At 62.6% G+C, this 22119-nt stretch carries 20 protein-coding genes, 1 pseudogene and 1 riboswitch; of the genes and pseudogenes, 8 read left to right on the top strand and 13 right to left on the bottom strand.

All coding sequences use genetic code 11. The annotated features are described in order from the left end of the window. Positions 1–44: 44 nt before the first annotated feature. Positions 45–803 carry a M48 family metallopeptidase gene (locus ACTJLB_RS08445; RefSeq protein ID WP_440783101.1) on the top strand — a complete coding sequence of 253 codons (759 nt, stop codon included), beginning with the start codon at positions 45–47 and terminating at the stop codon, positions 801–803. Between the two features lie 105 nt (positions 804–908). On the opposite strand, the gene lnt is transcribed toward ACTJLB_RS08445, so the two are convergent. The 7 genes from lnt to ACTJLB_RS08410 form a co-directional block, all read right to left on the bottom strand. Beyond that, positions 909–2627, bottom strand: coding sequence for an apolipoprotein N-acyltransferase (gene lnt, locus ACTJLB_RS08440; protein WP_440783005.1), 1719 nt, complete (start codon positions 2625–2627; stop codon positions 909–911). A 110-nt stretch (positions 2628–2737) separates the two neighbouring features. Next, complete coding sequence (locus ACTJLB_RS08435; protein ID WP_020069287.1) at positions 2738–3631, bottom strand: HlyC/CorC family transporter; 894 nt, start codon at positions 3629–3631, stop codon at positions 2738–2740. Between the two features lie 230 nt (positions 3632–3861). Then, entirely contained in the window at positions 3862–4575 is a 714-nt protein-coding gene (locus ACTJLB_RS08430) for a gamma-glutamylcyclotransferase (protein WP_088175716.1), read from the bottom strand. Positions 4576–4594: 19 nt separating this feature from the next. Continuing rightward, positions 4595–5056 carry an rRNA maturation RNase YbeY gene (ybeY, locus tag ACTJLB_RS08425; protein WP_027778838.1) on the bottom strand — a complete coding sequence of 154 codons (462 nt, stop codon included), beginning with the start codon at positions 5054–5056 and terminating at the stop codon, positions 4595–4597. Positions 5057–5147: 91 nt separating this feature from the next. After that, positions 5148–6227 (bottom strand): PhoH family protein, encoded by a 1080-nt coding sequence (locus ACTJLB_RS08420; protein WP_087752501.1) that lies wholly within the window; start codon positions 6225–6227, stop codon positions 5148–5150. Between the two features lie 93 nt (positions 6228–6320). Beyond that, entirely contained in the window at positions 6321–7706 is a 1386-nt protein-coding gene (gene miaB, locus ACTJLB_RS08415; protein ID WP_020069282.1) for a tRNA (N6-isopentenyl adenosine(37)-C2)-methylthiotransferase MiaB, read from the bottom strand. Positions 7707–7884: 178 nt separating this feature from the next. Beyond that, positions 7885–8880, bottom strand: coding sequence for a LysR family transcriptional regulator (locus ACTJLB_RS08410; RefSeq protein WP_440783004.1), 996 nt, complete (start codon positions 8878–8880; stop codon positions 7885–7887). A 119-nt stretch (positions 8881–8999) separates the two neighbouring features. On the opposite strand from ACTJLB_RS08410, the gene ACTJLB_RS08405 reads away from it, so the two are divergent. The 4 genes from ACTJLB_RS08405 (at position 9000) to ribB (ending at position 12733) form a co-directional block, all read left to right on the top strand. Continuing rightward, positions 9000–9398 carry a VOC family protein gene (locus ACTJLB_RS08405; RefSeq protein WP_440783100.1) on the top strand — a complete coding sequence of 133 codons (399 nt, stop codon included), beginning with the start codon at positions 9000–9002 and terminating at the stop codon, positions 9396–9398. A gap of 16 nt (positions 9399–9414) precedes the next feature. After that, complete coding sequence (locus ACTJLB_RS08400) at positions 9415–10605, top strand: MFS transporter (RefSeq protein ID WP_408165659.1); 1191 nt, start codon at positions 9415–9417, stop codon at positions 10603–10605. 222 nt (positions 10606–10827) lie between these two features. Then, positions 10828–11517, top strand: a complete 690-nt coding sequence (locus tag ACTJLB_RS08395) for a helix-turn-helix domain-containing protein (protein ID WP_408201638.1) — start codon at positions 10828–10830, stop codon at positions 11515–11517. A 158-nt stretch (positions 11518–11675) separates the two neighbouring features. Continuing rightward, a riboswitch (FMN riboswitch) is annotated at positions 11676–11860 on the top strand. Positions 11861–12013: 153 nt separating this feature from the next. Further along, entirely contained in the window at positions 12014–12733 is a 720-nt protein-coding gene (gene ribB / locus ACTJLB_RS08390) for a 3,4-dihydroxy-2-butanone-4-phosphate synthase (RefSeq protein WP_131321507.1), read from the top strand. 164 nt (positions 12734–12897) lie between these two features. Here ribB and ACTJLB_RS08385 read toward each other — a convergent pair whose 3' ends face one another. From ACTJLB_RS08385 to glpD, 4 genes are all read right to left on the bottom strand, one after another. Further along, positions 12898–13584, bottom strand: a complete 687-nt coding sequence (locus ACTJLB_RS08385; RefSeq protein ID WP_440783003.1) for an HAD family hydrolase — start codon at positions 13582–13584, stop codon at positions 12898–12900. 184 nt (positions 13585–13768) lie between these two features. Next, positions 13769–14482, bottom strand: coding sequence for an MIP/aquaporin family protein (locus ACTJLB_RS08380; RefSeq protein WP_027778847.1), 714 nt, complete (start codon positions 14480–14482; stop codon positions 13769–13771). Between the two features lie 213 nt (positions 14483–14695). Then, entirely contained in the window at positions 14696–16195 is a 1500-nt protein-coding gene (glpK, locus tag ACTJLB_RS08375; protein ID WP_027778848.1) for a glycerol kinase GlpK, read from the bottom strand. Between the two features lie 165 nt (positions 16196–16360). Then, positions 16361–17890 carry a glycerol-3-phosphate dehydrogenase gene (gene glpD / locus ACTJLB_RS08370; RefSeq protein ID WP_440783002.1) on the bottom strand — a complete coding sequence of 510 codons (1530 nt, stop codon included), beginning with the start codon at positions 17888–17890 and terminating at the stop codon, positions 16361–16363. Positions 17891–18089: 199 nt separating this feature from the next. Here glpD and ACTJLB_RS08365 point away from each other — a divergent pair, with 199 nt between their 5' ends. Next, entirely contained in the window at positions 18090–18464 is a 375-nt protein-coding gene (locus tag ACTJLB_RS08365) for a hypothetical protein (protein WP_027778850.1), read from the top strand. 202 nt (positions 18465–18666) lie between these two features. Here ACTJLB_RS08365 and ACTJLB_RS08360 read toward each other — a convergent pair whose 3' ends face one another. Together ACTJLB_RS08360 and ACTJLB_RS08355 are read right to left on the bottom strand one after the other, a co-directional pair. Beyond that, positions 18667–18864, bottom strand: coding sequence for a hypothetical protein (locus ACTJLB_RS08360; protein ID WP_006049938.1), 198 nt, complete (start codon positions 18862–18864; stop codon positions 18667–18669). Between the two features lie 318 nt (positions 18865–19182). Beyond that, a complete protein-coding gene (locus ACTJLB_RS08355) occupies positions 19183–19962 on the bottom strand; it encodes a DeoR/GlpR family DNA-binding transcription regulator (RefSeq protein ID WP_027804832.1) in 780 nt (259 codons plus the stop codon). Positions 19963–20268: 306 nt separating this feature from the next. On the opposite strand from ACTJLB_RS08355, the pseudogene ACTJLB_RS08350 reads away from it, so the two are divergent. Beyond that, positions 20269–20892, top strand: a pseudogene (locus ACTJLB_RS08350) (gamma-glutamyltransferase); the annotation flags it as partial. 384 nt (positions 20893–21276) lie between these two features. Beyond that, the gene (locus ACTJLB_RS08345) at positions 21277–22104 is read left to right on the top strand and encodes a ferritin-like domain-containing protein (RefSeq protein ID WP_027804831.1); all 828 of its coding nucleotides are present in this window, start codon (positions 21277–21279) and stop codon (positions 22102–22104) included. Positions 22105–22119: the final 15 nt, after the last annotated feature.

Genomic DNA, 22119 nt, shown 5'->3' with positions numbered 1-22119 from the left:
TATGTGCGTCGACAAAACGAATACACCACAAAGAGACTTTCATGATGAAACCGTATCGCTTTGTTATTGCCGCTTCTGCCTGCTCGCTGTTTGCCGCGTGCTCCAATGTGAGCAGCCTTGATCCGTCGGCACTGGTTCAATCCGGTCAGCTGGTCACGCAAGCGGCTACGCTTTCCGACGCCGACGTGCGCACGCTGACCGACAAATCGTGCGCGCAACTCGACAGCGAAAACACGATCGCGCCAGCTAATAGCAAATACCAGAAGCGTCTAAACAAGATTGCCGCGCAATTGGGCGACAACATCAACGGCACGCCGGTGAATTACAAGGTGTACATGACGAAGGACGTCAACGCGTGGGCAATGGCTAACGGTTGCGTGCGCGTGTACAGCGGTCTGATGGACATGATGAACGACAACGAGGTGCGCGGCGTGGTCGGCCATGAAATGGGCCACGTGGCGCTCGGCCATACGAAGAAGGCAATGCAGGTTGCGTATGCGACATCCGCGGCGCGTTCGGTTGCTTCTTCGACGGGTGGCGTTGCGGGTGCGCTGTCCGGTTCGCAATTGGGCGATTTCTCGGAGAAGCTGATTAACGCGCAATTCTCGCAAACTCAGGAAAGTGCCGCCGACGACTATTCGTTCGATTTGCAGAAAAAGAAAAATCTCGATCCGTCGGGCCTTGTCACGGCGTTCAACAAACTCGCGCAAATAGACGGCGGAAAATCGAGTATGTTGAGTTCGCACCCGGCGTCGCCTGCACGCGCGCAGCATATTCAGCAGCGTATTGCTTCGAATCAATAACGCTTGCGTGGTTCACCGATAACGCTTGCGTGGTTCACCGATAACGCTTGCGTGGTTCACCAAACGCGCGCTTGCGGCCATGCCGCAGCGCGCGTTTTTTATTGCTTATGCCTCACCGTTCCCGGATTTACCATTTCTCCGGAAAGCCCTGCCCGGCCCGAAAGCAAAGCCGAATGCGAGCAGGAATAACGAAACGGCGAGTACCGTGTTATTGCCGCTCGTCACATATGGCGTACGGCCGGCCGTGCCTTGCACGGTGACGTCGAGAGAACCGATCGTGTAGGGCGTGAGCCGTCCGAGCACCTTGCCGTCGGCGTCGATCGCGGCCGTCATGCCCGTGTTGGTCGCACGCAGCATCGGGCGGCCGGTTTCGAGCGAGCGCATGCGCGCTATCTGCAAGTGCTGGTCGAGCGCGATGGTGTCGCCGAACCACGCGAGATTGGTCGAGTTGACCAGCACGCCTGCCGGCGTATCGCTTTCGCGGATGGTCCGCGCAATTTCTTCGCCAAAAATGTCTTCATAGCAAATGTCGACGGCGACCGGCTGGTTGTGCACGACGAACGGCTTTTGCACCGGACTGCCGCGCGCGAAGTCGCCGAGCGGAATGCTCATCAGGTTGACGAACCAGCGAAAGCCCCACGGCACGAACTCGCCGAACGGTACCAGGTGATGCTTGTCGTAGCGGTAGATGTCACGTGTGCCGGGCGTCACGCCAAACAGGCTGTTCGTGTAGTCGACCACGCGGCCTTCGGGCGTGACGGAGCCGCCGATTGCGCCAAACAGGATCGCGCTGCCGGTGGAGTCCGAAAAGCTGCGCACCGCCGACGCGAACGGCGCCGGCAACTGCTGCGCCAGCACGGGAATGGCCGTCTCCGGCGTGACGATCAGGTCGGCGGGCTTGGAGGTGATCATCTGCTGATACTGGTCGATGGCGGCGCGCATGCCCGCTTCCTCGAACTTCATTTCCTGTTTGACGTCGCCTTGCAGGAGGCGCACGGTCAACGGCGCGTTGGCGGGAACAGTCCACTTGGCGAGCGGCAGCAGCAGGCCTGCCGCGATCAGCGCCAGCGCGACGCCGGCCGGCGCGGCGATCCGCGCGTTGCCGCCGCGGGTGTCCTCGCCGCTGGACGCAGCCTCGCGAGCCTCGCGCCGACGGCGCATCAGAGCAACGACTGCCTGCACGATCAACGCCGCTGCCAGCGCGAGCACCCAACCGACGCCATACACGCCCGCGACCGGCGCGAATCCAGCGAACGGGCCGTCGACTTGCGCGTAGCCGCTGGCAAGCCACGGGAAACCGGTGAACACCGTGCCACGCAACCATTCGCCGATCGCCCATGCGCTGGCGAACGCGAGCGCTCCATGCCATGTCGGCGAGAACGGCGTATCGGTACTCGACGAGCCGTTGCGGGCATGACCGGCGCAGAACGACCAGATGCCCGCGGCCAAAGCAGGATACAGCGCGAGGTAGAGCGAAAACAGCACGAGCGCCGTCCCGGCAAGCGGCGCTGGCATGCCGCCGAAAAAATGCATGCTGACGTACAACCACCAGACGCCGCTCACAAAGTTGCCGAAGCCAAACGCGCCGCCTGTCAGGGCGGCGCTTTTCCAGCCGGTGGTCCGTGTCAGCCAGCCGAAGAAAAACACGAAGATGACAAGTTCGAGCCAGCCGCCATGCGGCGTGGGTGCGAACGACAGCGTGTTCGCCGCGCCGGCCGCCAGCGCGACGAGATAATGCCAGCGGGGAAGCGTGCGCGCTCGCGTGGGTCTGGCGGCAGACGCGCTCGTGCCGTGACGGGAGCGGGAAGTAATCGGGTCGGCCATTGTTGCGCGGTCGGCGTGAGGAGTGGCAAATTGAAAAGTCAGGCCGCGGAGCCGGCGGGTGGGCATCGGCGGCTGGGCATCGCAGCTTGAAGCGGGAGCGGCCGGGCCGCTCAGGTCTGCACGTGCTGCGCTTCGCGCTCGCGCTGACCGGCAAGCGGGTCGCGCCGCACGAGCAGCATGTGAACCTGGCGGGCGTCGCCGCGCAGAATCTCGAAAATGAGATCGTCGATGCGAACCTTCTCGCCGCGATGCGGGACGCGCCCGAAGTGATGCGTGACGAGTCCGCCGATCGTATCGACTTCTTCGTCCGAGTAGTGTGTGCCGAATGCCTCGTTGAACTGCTCGATTTCGGTCAGCGCCCGCACACGGAAGCGTCCGTCCGGCGAGGCGATGATGTTGCCGCTTTCTTCGTCGAAATCGTATTCGTCTTCAATATCGCCGACGATCTGTTCTAGCACGTCCTCGATAGTGATGAGACCGGCTACGCCGCCGTACTCGTCGACCACCACCGCGAGGTGATTGCGATTCACCCGGAAATCGTGCAACAACACGTTCAGCCGCTTCGATTCGGGGATAAAGACGGCAGGGCGCAACATGCCGCGCACATCGAACTCTTCTTCCGCGTAGTAACGCAGCAGGTCTTTCGCCAGCAGCACGCCGATGATGTTGTCGCGATTGCCCTCATAGACCGGATAGCGCGAATGCGCTTTTTCCAGCACGTAAGGGATGAATTCGGCGGGATTGTCCGCGATGTTGATCGCGTCCATTTGCGCGCGCGGCACCATGATGTCGCGTGCGCTGAGTTCGGTGACCTGGAATACGCCTTCGATCATCGACAGCGAGTCGGCGTCGATCAGGTTGCGCTCGTGCGCATCCTGCAGAATTTCCAGAAGTTCGGCGCGCGAGTCGGGCTCGGGCGAGATGAAATCGGTAAGACGCTCGAGCAGCGAGCGTTTTTCCTGCGGTTTGTCGGTGTGGCGTCGACTGGGATACGTGTCGTTCATGGTAGTGCGCCCGGCAAGACTGGGCGCGCTGTTGCAGAGCATTAAGGATACACCAGGCACATGGCAGGACCGTGTCCCGCCGCACCTGGCGATGAATGAAACCGGGCTGACACCGTTGCGCCGCAAGGCGCGGGCCATGGGTCAATCCTAACTGATTACCGGGTGAAAAGCGTTTTGGAACAAAAAACGGCGCGGCGCTCAACTAGCGATTACTGACGCTTTGTCGAGCCTCACTTGCCCGCTTGCGGCTGCCCGCGCACCTCAGCGCCGGCAGACGCGGGCTCGTCATTGCCGGCCTGACAGCGCTGGAGTAGCGCTTCCAGCGCCCGGTCCGGCATGCCGCTTTCGCGCAGCGCGTGAACCGTGCGGCTCACGTAGTCGAGTGTCGTGCCGTAGCGGCCGCGTGCACAGCCGAACACCGTTTTGACAATTTCGTCGCCCAGCTTGCCCGTGTAACTCGGCACGTCGCGGCGCATCACGAACGCAAGTGCGTCGACGCGCCGGCCGTCGGCGAGCACGCACGGCAGCCATGCCGGCCGGTACGAGCCCATCGCCATCTCGCGGCGCCAGAGCGCTTCCAGATGCGGCATGGCGCCTTGCGCCGCGAGACGAAACGCAATGCCCGTGCAGGAGCCGCCGCGATCGAGCGCGAGTACGAGACCCGGCTGTTCCGGCGTGCCGCGATTCACGCGCGACCAGAGATACAGGCCCCGGTGATAACCGTGCACCTTCGAGCGCGTGGCTTCGACGGTGGGCAGACCGGGGTTCCAGATCAGCGAGCCATAGCCGAAAAGCCATAAGTCGCTCTGTCGGTCCCAATCGCGCAGCGTGCATTCGAGCGACGCGCGCAACTCCTCGTCCGTCAGCAGCCGCGACTCGCCGAGCGCGGGGGGGTAGTCCGGGCAAGGCGTTCGGGTGTCGGCGTCAGGGGAGAATGAGCTCACGGTTCGGTCCGGGCGACGGTTAGCGATAAGGGTCGGGAAAGCCGAGCTTGCCGAGAATTTCGGTTTCGATCGCTTCCATTTCCTCGGCTTCTTCCTCGACTTCGTGGTCGTAGCCTTGAGCGTGAAGCGTGCCGTGCACGAGCAGATGCGCATAGTGCGCAAGGAGCGGTTTGCCCTGCTCGGCGGCTTCTTTCTCGACGACGGGGCAGCACAGGATCAGATCGCCCGTCACCGGATCGTCTGCCGACTCCGCGTACGCGAAAGTCAGCACGTTGGTCGAATAATCCTTGCCGCGATACGTGCGGTTCAACGTCCGGCCTTCTTCCGCGTCGACGAAACGCACGGTCAGCTCGCCGTCCGCGAAAAGCGCGGCCTTGATCCAGCTGGCCACGGTGGCGCGAGGCAGCAGCGCCTTGTGCTCGGGCCACGCCTTGGCCGCGGGGAATTGCAGGTTCAGCGTCAGTTTAGGGGCGCGGCTCATGCTGGTTTGAAGTGATGCATGAAGCGAGGCGCGGAACACAGCCGGTCCGTGAGCCGCGCATTCAGCGGATTATCGGTTGCGTCGAGCCGCATTAACGCGAATCCGCCGGGTTGGCAGTCTTCTGCGAATGCGCGTCGTACGCCTCGACAATTCGTGCGACGAGCGGATGCCGCACCACGTCCGCACTGGTGAAGCGCGTGAGCGCAATGCCGCGTACGTCGGACAGAACCTGCTGCGCTTCGATGAGCCCGCTCTTGTGTCCGCGCGGCAAGTCGACCTGAGTCGTGTCGCCGGTCACCACGGCCTTCGAGCCGAAGCCGATCCGCGTGAGAAACATCTTCATCTGCTCGGGCGTGGTGTTCTGCGCTTCGTCGAGAATGATGAACGCGTGATTCAGCGTGCGGCCGCGCATGTACGCGAGCGGCGCGATTTCGATCATTTGCCGCTCGAACATCTTGGCGGTTTTGTCGAAGCCCAGCAGATCGTAGAGCGCGTCGTACAGCGGACGCAGATACGGATCGACCTTCTGCGCGAGATCGCCCGGTAGGAAGCCGAGACGCTCGCCCGCTTCGACGGCCGGGCGCGTCAGGACGATGCGCTTGACCTGATCGCGCTCGAGCGCGTCAACCGCGCAGGCGACCGCGAGATAGGTCTTGCCCGTGCCGGCCGGACCGACGCCAAACGTGACGTCGTGAGAAATGATCTGCTTCAGATACTCGCGCTGCGCCGGCGTGCGGCCGCGCAGATCGGCGCGCCGTGTGTACAGTTTCGGGCCGAGTTCTTCGAGGTCGTCTTCGTCGCTGTCGGCGGGCTGGTCGAACGGATGGTCGGGATTGCCGGGAAAGCCCGGCTCGCCCGCTTCGTCGCCATTCCCATTGCCATTGCCGTTGGTGCGATGCCGTGCCGGGTGGCGCACTTCGACGAGCGCAAGCTGAATGTCGTCGACCGACAGCGGCTCGCGCGCGTTGTTGTAGAAGTTTTCGAGAGCGGTAAGCGCAAGCTTGGCGCCGCGCCCGCGAATCGTGATGCGATGTCCGCGGCGTTGCAGCGTTACGTCGAGCGCCTGCTCGATTTGCCGCAGATTTTCGTCGAGCGGTCCGCAGAGGTTGGCGAGCCGCGCGTTGTCGTCGCGCGGAGCGGTGAATTCCAGATGCGGCTGAGTGGTTTTCAAGGCGGTGATTCGATCCTGTCGGTTTCAGTACTCGGGTGCGTCGGGCGGTGCGTGGCGCGGCCCGGCCGCGCCGCTCTGTCAGTTGTCAGTCGGTCAATGCGTGACAGCGCTTGCGTTGTCCGCTGCATTGTCGTGCACCAGCACGAGTTCCCCACGCAGTGAATGTGGGTACGCTTTGACGATTTTCACGTCGACCATCTGACCGGTCAGCCGCGCATGCGAAGCCAACGGCGCCGGGAAATTCACTACGCGGTTGTTCTCGGTGCGGCCCGCGAGTTCGTTCGGATCTTTACGCGCCGGGCGTTCGACCAGAATGCGCTCCACCTTGCCGACCATCGAATCGCTGATTCGCTGCACGTTTTCTTCGATCGTGGCTTGCAGATGTTGCAGGCGACGCAGCTTCACTTCGCGCGGCGTGTCGTCGTGCAGATTTGCAGCCGGCGTGCCCGGGCGCGGACTGTAGATGAACGAGAAGCTCGTGTCGTACTTCATCTCGTGCACGAGCGCCATCATCTTGTCGAAATCTTCTTCCGTCTCGCCGGGGAAGCCGACGATCATGTCCGTGGAAAGCGACAGGTCCGGGCGAATAGCGCGCAATTTGCGAATCACAGACTTGTATTCGAGCACGGTGTAGCCCCGCTTCATCGCCATGAGAATCCGGTCGGAGCCGTGCTGCACTGGCAGATGCAGGTGACTCACGAGCTTGGGCACCTTCGCGTAGGTGTCGATCAGGCGCTGCGTGAATTCCTTCGGATGCGACGTCGTATAGCGAATCCGCTCGATTCCCGGAATATCCGCAACGTATTCGATCAGCGTCGCAAAGTCGGCGATCTCCGACGAACCCAGAGTGAGCGCGCCACGATAGGCGTTCACGTTCTGACCGAGCAGCGTGACTTCGCGCACGCCCTGGTCGGCGAGGCCCGCAATTTCGGTGAGCACGTCGTCAAGCGGACGCGACACTTCTTCGCCGCGCGTGTAGGGCACGACGCAATAGCTGCAGTACTTGCTGCAGCCTTCCATGATCGACACGAACGCGCTCGGACCGTCGACGCGAGCCGGCGGCAAATGGTCGAACTTTTCGATTTCCGGGAAAGTAATGTCGACCTGCGCGCGGCCGCTTTCGCGGCGCTTGTCGATCATTTGCGGCAGACGGTGCAGCGTTTGCGGCCCGAACACCAGATCGACGTACGGCGCGCGCGCTACGATCGACGCGCCTTCCTGACTCGCCACGCAGCCGCCCACGCCGATGATCAGGTTCGGGTTCGCTTCTTTCAGTTCGCGGACGCGGCCGAGGTCGGAGAAGACCTTTTCCTGAGCTTTCTCGCGTACCGAGCAGGTGTTGAACAGAATGACGTCCGCGTCTTCCGGCGTGTCCGTCTTGATGAGCCCTTCAGCCGCGCCCAGTACGTCGACCATCTTGTCGGAGTCGTACTCGTTCATCTGGCAGCCAAAGGTCTTTACATAAACTTTCTTGGTCATCGAATTTCGCCGGTCGCAGTGGTTAATCTGGGGGCGTCGTATTAGGGGTCAAGGAGATGCGAAAAGGTGCGCGAAGCCTTGAAACGGCCGGCATTTTCAGCGCACTTGTGCGGGGCAGGGACCGTAATCCCAGTCATGTCTAGCCGCTTGCCGCGCACGCTCGCAGCGTAACGCAACATTATAGCCCTTCGCCGGATACGGTTTGTCCGCCCGTTCCGACCCGCGGCACGGGTTGGGGCGCGTCTGGCGGCAAGCCCAGCAGGCTTTCCAGTTCGTCGGACACTTGCGCGAAGCGCTCGCTCAGGAAATCCAGCAGAACGCGCACGCGCGGCGCCATGAAACGGTTACGGTGATAGAGCGCGTGCAGCGGCGCGTCGGGATAGCGCCACTCGGGCAGCAGAATTTTCAGGCCGTCGGCGCGCAGATCCGCTTGCACGTCCCACATCGACTTGATTGCGATGCCGTAGCCGCGCAGCGCCCATTCGCGGGCGACGGCGCCGTCGTTGGTCTCGCGCGCGGTTTCGAAGGGCACGGTGTACTGCTGCACTTCGTCGCCGCGCGTGAAGCGCCACTCGTTCACGGGACCTGAGCCGGTGCTAAGCACGATGCAATCGAAATTGGCGAGATCGTATGGGTCTTTGGGCTCGCCCTTGCGTGCGATGTATTCCGGCGATGCGCACAGCACGCGCCGGTTGGGCGCCAGCTTGCGCGCGACCAGCGAGCTGTCTTGCGGCACGCCGAAACGGATCGCGAGATCGATGTCCTCCTGCACCAGGTTCGACAGCGAGTCCGACAGCATCAGGGCGAACGTCACCTCCGGGTAGAGCGCGTTGAACTCGTCGAGCCAGTGCATCAACAGATTGCGGCCGAAGTCCGACGTCGCCGAAACACGCACCTTGCCGCGCACCACCCCTTGCCCCGCTTGCAGCGCGGCTTTTGCGTCGTCTAGCGATTGCAGCGCCTGGCGGCAGCAGTTCAGGTAGAGACGTCCTTCGTCGGTGAGTCGCAACTGGCGGGTGGTGCGCTCGAACAGGCGCGCCTTCAGGCCTGCTTCGAGTTTCGCGAGGCGCGCGCTCGCAGCGGCCGGTGTCAGCCCCATTTTGCGGCCCGCCGCAGACAGACTGCCGTGCTGCGCGGCCTCTACGAAGAGACGAATGTCGCCAAGGTTATCCATTGCGTTGTTCAAATAACATTTGAAAATGCTTCAAATGCTACGCCAATTATCAAATTGACGCGTCGCGCTCACAATTCAAGCCTCGAAAACCGATGCGGCGCAGTCAGCCGGCCGAAGCCATGCAACTCGATCACGCGACTATCGTCACAGCCGATCTCGACACGGCCCGGCGTTTCTTCGTCGATGTAGTCGGGTTGACGCAAGGCGCCCGTCCGGCGTTTTCCGTCGACGGCTACTGGCTGTATGCCAACGGCAGCCCGGTGATCCATCTGGTCGAGAGCACGGTGGCGGACACCTCCATGAGAGCCGCGCCGCGCATCGATCACATTGCATTCCGTCTGGAAAGCGCCGCCGAGTGGCAGGCGCTGCTCGCGCGCCTGCGGGCAACCGGCGTCGACTATCGGACGGCGCAAGTGCCGCCGATGGGCCCGCAAGAAGCCGCCATGCAGATTTTTGTGGCGCTCGCGCCCAGTGTCGTCGTCGAGTTCGTGACGGCGCTGCATCACGCTCAACCGTAGAACCTGGAGAACAACAGTGCCAATTCCATTACTCGCGCTCGCGATCAGCGCCTTCGCTATCGGGACGACCGAGTTCGTCATCATGGGCTTGCTGCCCGAGGTCGCGCGCGATCTCTCGGTGTCGATTCCGTCGGCGGGATTGCTGGTGAGCGGGTACGCGCTCGGCGTCGCGGTCGGCGCGCCGCTGCTTGCCGTCGTCACGAGCCGGATGCCGCGCAAGCTCGCGTTGCAGTTGCTGATGGGCGTTTTCATCGTCGGCAATACGTTGTGTGCAATTGCGTCGGACTATTCCGTGCTGATGATCGCGCGCGTGGTGACGTCGTTCGCGCACGGCTCGTTTTTCGGCATTGGCGCCGTGGTGGCCGCGTCGCTCGTGCCGCTCGAGAAGCGCGCGAGCGCAATTGCGCTGATGTTCACCGGCCTCACGCTTGCCAACGTGCTCGGCGTTCCATTCGGTACTTTCGTAGGTCAGGAGTTTGGCTGGCGCGCGGCCTTCTGGATCGTCAGCGGGTTCGGCGTGCTGTCGCTCGCAGGCGTAACGGCACTCGTGCCGAATCGCCACGATTCGGGTCCCGCCGGTCTCGGTCATGAAGTGCGCGTGCTCAAGGACCCGCAAGTCTGGACCGCGCTTGCAATGACGGTGCTCGGCTTCGGCGGCGTGTTCGTCGTGTTCACGTATATCGCGCCGATTCTGGAGCAGGTGAGCGGCTTCTCGCCGCGTGCCGTCACGCTGATCCTGGTGCTGTTCGGCGTGGGGCTGACGATCGGCAACACGGTCGGCGGCAAACTCGCGGACCGTGCGCTGATGCCCTCGTTGATGGGAATTCTCGCGGCGCTGGCGGTGGTGATGGCGATCTTCGCGCGTACCAGTCATTCGCAGGTGGCCGCGGCGATCACGGTGTTCGTGTGGGGCATTGCCGCCTTCGCGACAGTGCCGCCGTTGCAGATGCGCGTGGTCGAGAAGGCCGCCAAGGCGCCGAATCTCGCGTCGACGTTAAACATCGGCGCGTTCAATGTCGGCAATGCGGGCGGCGCGTGGCTGGGAGGTCTCGTGATCGATCACGGCCATTCGCTCGATACGTTGCCATGGGTTGCCGCAGCCGTGAGCGTCGTGGCTCTGTTGCTGACCTGGTTGGCATCGCGCATGGATCGGCCGGTGTCGCGGCCGGCCAATCGACGCGACGTGGAAGTGCGCGAGCGGGCTTGAGTGCTCCGGGTACGTAAACCCCGCTGCCTGAGATGTATGGGCGCGCTCTGACGAAAAGCGAAGCCGCGCCCATATGAAAAATCCGCACAAGCTTTGCGAGAAACGTCCTCCGCAATGCTGATAACAGTGTGAAGATAACTTCGTTGGGCACGGCGGGGCGCGATGCTATCTTGCTTCCACTAACTGCTTGCCCGCCGTCCGGCGGCGCTTCTGGAGGCAATCATGCATTCCCCGCTTGCTCTGGTTCGCGATCCCACCGCTGATACCGATGCGCCGCCGCGTGCTGCTGAACCCTTCGATGCACTGGAACATCTGGTTGGCGTGAATCTCGCGCGCTTGCGCGCCGAGCGCCAGTTGTCGCTCGATGCTTTGGCACGCGCATCCGGCGTATCGCGCGCCATGCTCGCGCAGATCGAGTCGGCGCGCAGCGTGCCGTCGATCAAGGTGCTTTGCAAGGTGGCGGCCGCGTTGAAAGTGTCTGTCGCGGCATTCCTGCGACGTCACGCGACCAACGGCTTCGAACACTTGCCGGCGGAGCGCTCGTCGCGCGTGGTCAGTTCCAACGGACGCTTTTCGGCTCGACCGCTCTATCCCGATACCGAACCGACCGCCGCCGAATTCCACGAGTTGCGCATCGCGCCGTTACACACGGAACCCGGCACGCGTCGCGCGCCGGGCACGACGGTGAACCTCGTCGTCAGTGAGGGCACGCTCGAGGTGAGCGTGCACGATCAACGTCAGTTGCTGGCCACGGGCGACGCGATCGTGTTCGACGCCGATCAGCCGCATAGCCTGCGCAATCCCGGCGACACCGAGGCGCGCGCGTTTCGCGTAACGTTGAAGGCCGAGACGCCGCCGCGTTGGGACGTGCCCTCGCAGCCGGACGCGGCGCGCGAAGCCGCGCCGGTTTGATCGAACGCGTGGACGTCGCGTCGTCTCGCTGGTCAGCGTCTCGAAGTCAGAAATATGGGTGAGCACGACGCTCACCGCGAATCCCGTTGCGCAGTAGGGTTGCACTGCAGTTCGCGCGCGACTGTTGTATGCTTGGCCCGCCGGTTATCCGGCAATCAGTGCGTCTTCAGGGCGGGGTGAAATTCCCCACCGGCGGTATGCCGGCAACGCGAAAGCGTGAGCCGGCGAGCCCGCGAGCGCCCGCAGTAGTCTGGCTTTCAGCGAACCGGAAGCCGCCGCGGGGTCAGCAGATCTGGTGAGAAGCCAGAGCCGACGGTCATAGTCCGGATGGAAGAAGATGTGCAGATAGTCATGTTCGTCTCCGTGGCGCCGCTCGCAGGTTCGGGCGGTGCATGAACACCGCCTCGACTATGCAGAGGCGGTTCGCGGCGCGTCTTTGTCTGTTTGCAATGCCCTGAAACGTTTTTCGCCCCACTTTTGCGATGAGCGTTTCAACATGTCCTTTGCTACTTTTCCTGCCCCGTCGACGATTGCAGACGATGCATTCGCCGATCTCCCGCTGCTCGACACCGAATCCGTTCCGCCGCGTATCGCCGCCGCGCTGCAAGCAATGCGCGATGGCCGCGCCGTCGTGCTGCAAGACGACGACGACCGCGAGAACGAGGCCGACCTGATCGTATCCGCCGAGCGTCTTTCCGTCGAAACAATGGCGCTGCTGATTCGCGAATGCAGCGGAATCGTCTGCCTGTGCCTGCCCGACGAGAAGATTCGCGCGCTCGAACTTCCGCCGATGGTCGCCAACAACGAGAGCCGTCATGGCACGGCGTTCACGGTTTCGATCGAAGCACGCGAAGGCGTGACGACCGGCGTGTCCGCACTCGACCGCGTGACGACCATTCGCGCCGCCATCGCCGACACGGCGAAGCCCGGCGACATCGTGAGCCCCGGCCACGTGTTTCCGTTGCGTGCGATGCCTGGCGGCGTGCTTGCGCGGCGCGGACATACGGAGGGCACGGTGGATCTCGCGATTCTCGCGGGCCTGAAGCCGGCCGGCGTACTGTGCGAATTGATGAACGCCGACGGCACGATGACGCGCGGCGCGGACGTCGAACGCTTTGCCGCGCAACACAATCTGCCGATGCTGACGATTGCCGAGTTGGCCGAGTTCCGTCGCGCGTTGGCTGAGGCGCGTGAATGCGTCGAGCAGGAAGCGTGAAGCCAGCGACGTAGTTCGGGCGGCGCGTTGAATCAATGCGCTCATCGACGTTGCTCTGTGATGGGCTCTTTCGGCTCTGTTGCAGCACGCTGTACTCAAAGCACGAGGCCGACCGCATTCGGTCGGCCTGTCTCCTGGAACGCTATCTTTGGCGCAGGCGGCTGCTACGACTGCACGTCGCCGAACTCTCCCCGCACGCCCGCTTCGAGCAACGCGGGCAATTCGTCCATGTGTTTCATGATGCGCGTCATGCCCATCTTGCGCAGCGCGTCCGCGTAGCCGTCGGGAATATGGCTCGCGCCGACGAAAGCGATCGTCTTCATGCCCGCCGCGCGCGCCGCGTTCAGACCCGCCACGCTGTCTTCCACGACGATGCATCGCGATGGATCGACGCCGAGCCTCTGCGCAGCAAACAGGTACACATCGGGAAAAGGTTTGGGACGTGCGACCTGTTCGGCGCTGAAAATGCGGTCGCCAAAAATCTGCTGCAGTCCGGCGCGTTGCACCGATGCCGTCACGCGCGCCATGCGGCTGTTCGACACGACCGCGGCCGGCAGCGTCACGCGTTGCAGCGCAGTTCGAACACCGTTGATCGGACTGAGCGACGCGGCCAGCGCGAGTTCGACATTGTGTTCAATCGTGTTCAGGAAATCGGGCGGCAGAGCGATGTCGAACGCTTTCTCGATGCCTTCGAGGAAGCGCGACGTTTGCTGGCCAAAGGCCGTCTTGACGATGGGTTCGAAGTCGAGGCCGGGGAAAGTCGCCGATAGCGTCTCGAACATGACGCGGTCGGCAATGACTTCGCTGTCGACGAGTACGCCGTCGCAGTCGCAAATGAGATGGTCGATCATGCCTGAAGGAACGGAAAGCGGGGGGCGCGTGGGCCGGAATGGCCAGCCCATGCGCGCCGGGTGAAAGCGCCATGATACGTGCTTTGACGCGGCGCGCGTCGCGCAGCCGCTTTCCGCTGCATTCCACCGATTCGATCGCCCGCGACTCTCGCGCGCGTCAGCTGTTCACCAACGCGCTGCGAGATCAGCGCGTATGCAGATACAGATAAAGAGCCGCCGCCACCGCGCCGCCGACGAGCGGCCCGCACACCGGAATCCATGCATAGCGCCAGTCGCTGTCACGCTTGCCGGGAATCGGCAGCAGCGCATGCATCAGACGCGGCGACAGATCGCGCGCAGGGCTCATCGCGTAACCGGTCGGGCCGCCGAGCGAGATGCCGATGCCGAGCACGAGCAGGCCGACCGGCAGCGCGTCGAGCGCACCGAGACCGACTTGCGGCGAAGCCAGATACAGCACGCCGAGAATCAGCACGAAGGTTGCGATCATCTCGGTCAGCAGGTTGTGGGGCACGCTGCGAATCGCCGGCGCGGTGCAGAACACGCCGAGCTTGACGTCGGCGTCGCCTTCTTTCGCGAAGTGCTGGCGATACGCGACCCACACGAGCAGCGCGCCGGCCATCCCGCCGAGCATTTGCGCCGCGATGTAGCCGGGGACCTTGGCCCACGCGAACTTGCCCGCGAGCGCAAGACTGACCGTCACGACCGGATTCAGGTGTGCGCCGCTGTACGATGCAGTGACGTAGACCGCGATGAAAACGGCCATTGCCCAGCCCATCACGATCACGATCAAATCCGCGCCCTTGCCTTTGGTGCGCGCGAGCAGCACGTTGGCGACAGCACCGTCGCCGAGCAGCACGACGAGCGCCGTGCCAATGAATTCCGCAATGTATGGTGACATTGTTGGGTATCCAAAATATTGTTGTTAGGAAAACCGCGAGACGGGCGGCCTTGTCGCGTTTCGTGGCCTGGTGCTTGCCGCCTCGTCGTTGGCTTTTTGTTAATGCGTCGCGATCGGGTCGCGCTTTCGTCGCGCTGCGGTCGCGGCCGCGTTCATCCGGGTTGTACTTGCCTCATGGCGAACGCTTAGCCGTGTCCATCGCGACCACCGCTCTCAAGGTGTGTCGGCCCACGCTTTGGCGGCGCGAATCGCGCGCTTCCAGCCGTCGAGACATTCCTCGACATCCGCTTGTTCGAGCGCGGGCGTGAAGCGGCGGTCGAGCTTCCACTGGCTTTGCAGTTCGTCCACATCTTTCCAGTAGCCGACCGCGAGGCCCGCCAGATACGCCGCGCCCAACGCAGTGGTTTCCGACACTTTGGGGCGAACCGCATCCACACCGAGGATGTCGGCCTGGAACTGCATCAGCAGGTTGTTCGCGCAGGCGCCGCCGTCCACACGCAATTCGCCGATGCGAATGCCGGAGTCGGCTTCCATGGCCTTCAGAACGTCGAGCGACTGATACGCGATCGAATCGAGCGCGGCGCGAGCGATATGCGCCGACGTCGTGCCGCGCGTCACGCCGAACAGCGTGCCGCGGGCGCGCGCATTCCAGTGCGGCGCGCCGAGCCCGGCGAACGCGGGCACCAGATAGACGCCGTCGCAATGCGGCACGCCGCGCGCCAACGTTTCGATCTCAGCCGCGTTCTTGATGATGCCCAGACCGTCGCGCAGCCATTGCACGACCGCGCCGCCGATGAAGATGCTGCCTTCGAGCGCGTAGTTGATCTGATCGCCGATCTGCCATGCAATCGTGGTGACGAGATTGTTCTTCGATTCAATTGGCTTGTCGCCGGTGTTCATCACCAGGAAGCAGCCGGTGCCGTAGGTGTTCTTCACCATGCCGGATTCGGTGCACATCTGGCCGAAGAGCGCCGCGTGCTGGTCGCCGGCAATGCCCGCGAGCGGAATCTTGGAGGCGAATACGGTGGTCTTGGTAGGCCCATACACTTCGGACGAAGGACGCACTTCGGGCAGCATGCTGCGCGGAATGTCGAGTGCGTCGAGCAGTTCGTCGTCCCACTTCAGTGTGTGGATGTTGAACAGCATGGTGCGCGACGCGTTGGTCACGTCGGTGACATGCAGGCCGCCCTTGGTGAAATTCCACACGAGCCAACTGTCGACGGTGCCGAACGCGAGGCGGCCTTGCTTCGCTTTTTCGCGTGCACCTTCCACGTTGTCGAGAATCCAGCGGATTTTGGTCGCCGAGAAATACGAGTCGATCGGCAAGCCGGTTTTCGCGCGAACTTTGGCTTCGAGGCCTTGCTCCTTGAGCTGGTCGCAGAAGTCGGCGGTGCGGCGATCTTGCCACACGATAGCGTTGTAGATCGGATGGCCGGTCTCGCGGTCCCAGACAATGGTGGTTTCGCGCTGATTCGTAATGCCGATGGCGGCGATCGACGTGCCGTTCATCCCGGCTCGCGTCACGGCTTCGGCAGCGACGCCCGCCTGCGTCGACCAGATTTCCTGCGGGTTGTGCTCGACCCAGCCCGGACGCGGGTAGATCTGCTCAAACTCCTTTTGTGCCGTCGACACGACGTTGCCGAGGCGGTCGAACAGCATCGCGCGTGAACTGGTGGTGCCCTGGTCAAGCGCGAGGATGTACTGATCCTGCATTGTCTCTTCTCCATGCGTTTTATGAATCGCCGTAACAGCTTACCGGCGACGGGAACGGCTTGTCGTTCCAAGCGGCCGCGACCGCTCGGGTCGGTGCAGCCGGCTCGATGCAGCCGCGGGGTGAAACGGTTTTTTTACGCTGCGAGCGCGCGGACTTCCGTCAGGTCAGGCGCTCTGTCGCTCGGGTTGGCGAGCGAACCATGCGTCGATGTCGCGTGTAATCGAGTCGAGCGTGCCCGGCTCGACGTGAAGACCGAGCTTCGAGCGGCGCCATAGCACGTCGTGCGCGCTGCGTGCCCATTCGGTGTCGCGCAGATACGTCAGCTCGGCCTCGTAGAGATCCGGCGCGAATGCCTGGCCGAGACCGGCGAGCGAGCGCGCGTCGCCGATCACGTTCTTCACGCGCGTGCCGTAAGCACGGGCGAGACGATGCGCGAGGTCCGCCGGCAACCACGTGTGCTGCTGCTTCAGTCCAGCGAGAAAGCGCTCGAAGTTTGCCTGCGGGATATCGCCGCCGGGCAACGGCGCGCCGGCCGTCCACGACGGCGCGCCGTTGCCGAGAGCAGGCGCGAGCTTGTCGACGGCTTCTTCCGCGAGCTTGCGAAAGGTCGTGATCTTGCCGCCGAACACGGACAGCAGCGGCGCTTCGCCCGCAGGCGCATCCAGTTCGAGCGAATAGTCGCGCGTCACCGCCGACGGATTGTCCGCGCCTTCTTCCTCGAGCAGCGGCCGCACGCCCGAGTAGGTCCAGCGCACGTCGGCCGGGGAGATCTTCTGCTTGAAGTAGCGATTGATCGAGTCGCACAGGTACTGCGTTTCGTCGGCGCTGATTGCCACTTTCGCTGGGTCGCCGCGATATTCGAGATCGGTTGTGCCGATCAGCGTGTAGTCGTGCTCGTACGGAATCGCGAAGATGATCCGCTTGTCCGGATTCTGGAAGATGTACGCGTGGTCGTGTTCGAACAGGCGCCGCGTGACGATGTGGCTGCCCTTGACCAGCCGCACGCTGTGCGACGCTGCGCGGCCGAGCGCGCCCTGGAGCAGTTCGCCGACCCACGGACCGGCGGCGTTCGCGATCGACGCTGCTCGCACGTCGACGGTCGTGCCGTCCGCGCGCCTGAGTTGCGCGCGCCATTCGCCGCCTGCGCGCACGGCGCTCAGCAGCCTGGTGCGCGTGAGAATCTTCGCGCCGTGCTCGGCGGCGTCGAGCGCATTCAATACGACGAGGCGAGCGTCGTTGACCCAGCCGTCGGAGTACACAAAGCCGCGCTTGATCGATTCGACGAGCGGCGCGCCAGCCGGATGGTCGCGCATCACGATGCCGCGCGAGCCGGGCAGCAGTTCGCGCCGGGCAAGATGATCGTAAAGGAAAAGACCGGCGCGAATCAGCCAGGCGGGACGCAGATCGGGCATGTGCGGCATCACGAAGCGCAGCGGCCACATGATGTGCGGCGCGGCGCGCAGCAACGTTTCCCGTTCCTGCAACGCTTTGCGCACCAGTCCGAACTCGCGGTATTCCAGGTAGCGCAAACCGCCGTGGATCAGTTTGGTACTTGCCGAGGACGTATGCGCTGCCAGGTCGTCCTGCTCGCACAGCAGCACGGACAGGCCTCGGCCCGCCGCGTCGCGGGCGATGCCTGCGCCGTTGATCCCGCCGCCCACGACGAGCAAATCGTATCTCGTGCCTTGCGTCACCTGCTGCGTCTCCTGACTCGTCCGAAAGTTTTGTCCGAAACCTATCGAACCGATAGTGTTCGTTTTCGAACTTTAATGAACATATTCGAAAAAGTAAAGTTCGCGCATTTGGCGTGCGCCTCTATCGAAAGGCCAAGGCAGTAGCGCAACACACGGCCACGGACGATACTCTTGCCAGTAGCCATTTCAGGGTGATTTCATGCGTGTACTTTTCATGGTGGGCGCGGCAGCGCTTCTCGCAGGGTGCGTCGCCTCGCCGAGCTTGAGCGGAACGATGGGCGCGCCGTCGTTCGCGTCGTTGCAGCAGATGTGCAGCGCCCAGACGGTCGATTACGGCAACGACGCTCAAGGCGTGTATGCGACGTTGTTCGACGCTTATGTGGCGAACCGGCGCGGGCGGTTGTCGAAGGAAGATTACTGCGCGTTCCAGACGGAAATCGCGCAGCGCTACACGAGCCAGGGGGCGAGCACCGACCCGCAGATTCGCAACCAGTGGGTTGCGTTCTTTACGGAGCAACGCGCACGAGCAATAAGCTGGCGCGCCGCAGTCGATCCGACGTTGCGCAGCGGTTGAGGTTTGTTCTTTAGACGGCGGCGCGGCGGTTTATTGGTCGGGAGGACGCGGTCGCAATGAAAGTGGGCGCCGCTGCGGGCGCCCACGTTGACACAAACAGAACGGACCTGGTCGGCTCGAGGGTTGGCCGTGTACGTGCAGCTGAGCTGGCAGCCGCACCGGCCGTGAACCGGCAATCAGCCCGACGATGCGCGGGTTGTTATCAGGAAAGGCGTTTGATTGCTCGGAGTGCGCTATCGCCGGATTCCGTTACACGCCATTGTTCATTGCCCGAGGCGAGCCGCTCCAGTTGCACGAGCTGGCGTTCGAGGAGGGCGTCGAGTTCTTCTCGCTCCATGTCCACCTGATTGGGAGCGTCCTTGACGAGCAACAACGTGGCGAATTCGTGCGGACTCAGCATCGTTTCTCTCCATGTCAAGCAAACGCGGACAGCCTCGACGGCGACTGGCATGCATGGCGACAGCCATGGCCGGGTGGTCCGCAAAAAGATGGGGCGGGAGGTGCAGCTACGACAGGTTTACTTAGCACCGGCGGCATGCGGGCACGCAATGAACGCCGGGGAACTGGAGTGTAGTCAAGCAAACGTTAAACACCAAACTGGCCCCTGCAAATTTTCCCTTTGACAACCGCACCCCACAGAGGCGGTTATTCGCCGCGGCCAAATCCTTGATTTCACTTGAAGTTTTGCGTGCGCTGCAACATGTCCGCAACTGCCTGGTCAACTGGCCACGTACACCTGGCAATTGGCGGCGGTGAGCGTCTCCGCCATGTCAGGCGGCGGGGCGGCATCGGTGAAGAGCGCGTCGATCTGGTCGAGATGTCCCTGACGAACCAGCGCAGGACGGCCGAATTTCGAACTGTCGGCGGCGAGAAAAACGGTGCGTGCATGGTGAATGATGGCTTCCGCCACGCGCACTTCGCGCGTATCGAAATCGCGCAGGGTTCCGTCGGGTTCAATGCTCGAGGTGCCGATGATCGCGAAATCCACCTTGAACTGGCGGATGAAATCGATCGCCAGTTCGCCCACGATGCCCTTGTCCCACGGTCGCACGATGCCGCCCGTTACCAGCACTTCGCAGTCGGGATAGCCGCTCATCATGCTCGCGACGTTCAGATTGTTGGTAATCACGCGCAATCCGCGATGCCGGTTGAGCGCGCGCGCGACTTCCTCGGTGGTGGTCCCGAGATTGATGAAGAGCGACGCCTGGTCGGGAATGTGAGTGGCCACTAGCGCCGCGATGCGCCTTTTTTCGTCGTGGAACATGCGCTGCCGCGCGGTGTACGAGACGTTCTCGGAACTGGTCGGCAGGCTCGCGCCGCCGTGATAACGGCGCAGCAGATTCATGTCGGCGAGCCAGTTGACGTCGCGGCGGATCGTCTGCGGTGTCACGTCGAAGTGTGCTGCGAGGTCGTCCACGGTCACGAAGCCGTCGCGTTGCACCCACTCCAGCAGTTCCTGTTGCCGGGCATTGAGAGTGAGGCGGGGGTCTCGGGTCATGGGTCTCGGTGATGAGTTGTTATCGGCCTGCCGCAGTCGGCGTGGGCGGGATGCGTATGCGAGTGTGCGTGTATTGTAAGACCATCGCGCGGGTCGTCTGCCAGGTCGTGCGACATGCATAAGGCTGCGCGCGCCGCACATAGGCGCATTCAGCGCGGTAGCGCGTTCATCCATGCGATAAATGGATTTGTGTTTTGCCGCCGCTCGCGCTGCAATCGAAGATTTTCTGTTCCGTCCGCGTTTCACCTTTCCTATTGTGTCCGGCGGCTTGCGTCGCCCGACCGTACTTTCGAGAGCGTTCGACATGACCACAAGCGCGCCACGCAATTCGATTTCGGCATGCCGAAGGCGGGCGGCACCATCTACATGTCGGTGGCGGACGAGCGCGGCATGATGGTCAGCTTCATTCAGTCGAACTACATGGGCTTCGGATCGGGGATCGTGGTGCCGGATACCGGCATCTCCATGCAGAATCGCGGCTGCGGATTTTCGATGGATCCGAAGTCGCCCAATGTGATGGAGGGCGGCAAGCGGCCGTTCCACACGATCATCCCGGCATTTCTCACGCAGCAGGTGAACGGGCAGCAGGAAGCGGTCATGAGCTTTGGCGTGATGGGCGGCGACATGCAGCCGCAGGGGCATTTGCAATCTGTCGTGCGCATGCTCGACTACGGTCAGCAGCCGCAGGCCGCGTGCGACGCACCGCGCTGGAAGGTGAACCGCGACTTCACGATCGACATTGAATCGACGCTCGACGCAAAGACGGCAGAAGGATTGCAGAAGCTCGGCCACACGATCAAATCCGTCGACGATCCTTACATGGATTTCGGTTCCGGCCAGTACATCTGGAAGCTCGATCGCAGTGATCCGGAACGTGGTTACGTGGCCGCCAGCGACAGCCGCCGCGACGGTTTGGCAGCCGGCTTCTGAGGCCCGTCGGCGCCTTTGCAGCGGGGTGCGAGAGGTAGCTGGAGAGGTGGCTCGAAGAATCCGTACCCCATAACTTTCGAATCACGGTTTGTCGCGTTTTGCGTAGCAAAGCCAGCTCGTTGAGCTGGCTTTTTCGTGCGCCGTGCAATCGAGCTTGCCTCACCGAAACTTTCGTCTATCGTGAAATTGGAACCCTGGCCGATCGGTACGGTCAGTGCTGGGTTGTCTGCAGAGTTGCGAAACAGCGGCTAAGATGCAGACACAAGGGGTTAACTCTAATTCACGGCGCTGTATCCGACACGGCGAACCGCAACGCGAGGTAGCGCGATAGCAGCGGTTCCAAGCATGCTCCACGAGTCGATACAGCTTTCGGAGCAAGACACGATGCACACAGAGCTGAACCATGTCATGCCCTGGCGGATCGAGGACATAGACCTCACGCGCATTGATCGCCAGAAAGCGGTCGCGAACGAAGACCTGTTATTGCTGCTGTGTGCCGCTTCATTTATTGAAAGCGGCACCGATCTTTACACCAGTAATCTGAGCAAGTTTTTCGACGGCGATCCGGAAGTTTCCGCGTGGCTCAACAACGAGTGGGAGCCCGAGGAAATGCAACACGGCCGCGCACTCAAAACGTATATCGCTTACGTGTGGCCAGAATACGATTGGGACACGGCGTTTCGTAATTTCATGGACGAATATTCGCTAACGTGTTCAGTGGAAGATTTCGAAAAAACCCGCGCGCTTGAAATGGTGGCGCGGTGCGTCGTCGAAACAGGTACGGCCACGCTGTATCGCGCGATTGGCGAGTGTTCGGACGAGCCGGTGCTCAAGGAGATTACCGACAACATTCGTACCGACGAGGTCCGTCATTACAAACACTTTTTCAAGTACTTCAAGAAGTACAACAAGATCGAGGGCAATGGCCGGCTCGCGGTTCTGGGCGCGTTAATGCGTCGTGTAATGGAGATCAAGAACGAAGACTCGGAAATCGCGTTGCGTCATGTGTTCGCGATTCGTTATCCGGAGCGGGTGCGCGACCAGGCTTACAACCGCGAGCGGGCCGCGCGGATTAATGCACTCGTGCGGCGTAATCTTTCCGCCGACATGTGCGTGAAGATGCTGCTCAAACCGCTCGATTTGCCGGCAAAAATTCAGCCCGGGGTGCATTACCCGCTCGCCAAAATCACGCAGCATGTGTTTTTCCGTTAACCGGTAGTGCGAACC

Source organism: Paraburkholderia sp. 22098 (assembly GCF_052045935.1).
In the GTDB taxonomy this organism is placed as follows: domain Bacteria; phylum Pseudomonadota; class Gammaproteobacteria; order Burkholderiales; family Burkholderiaceae; genus Paraburkholderia; species Paraburkholderia caledonica.
This window is presented reverse-complemented; position numbering and strand designations above follow the sequence as displayed.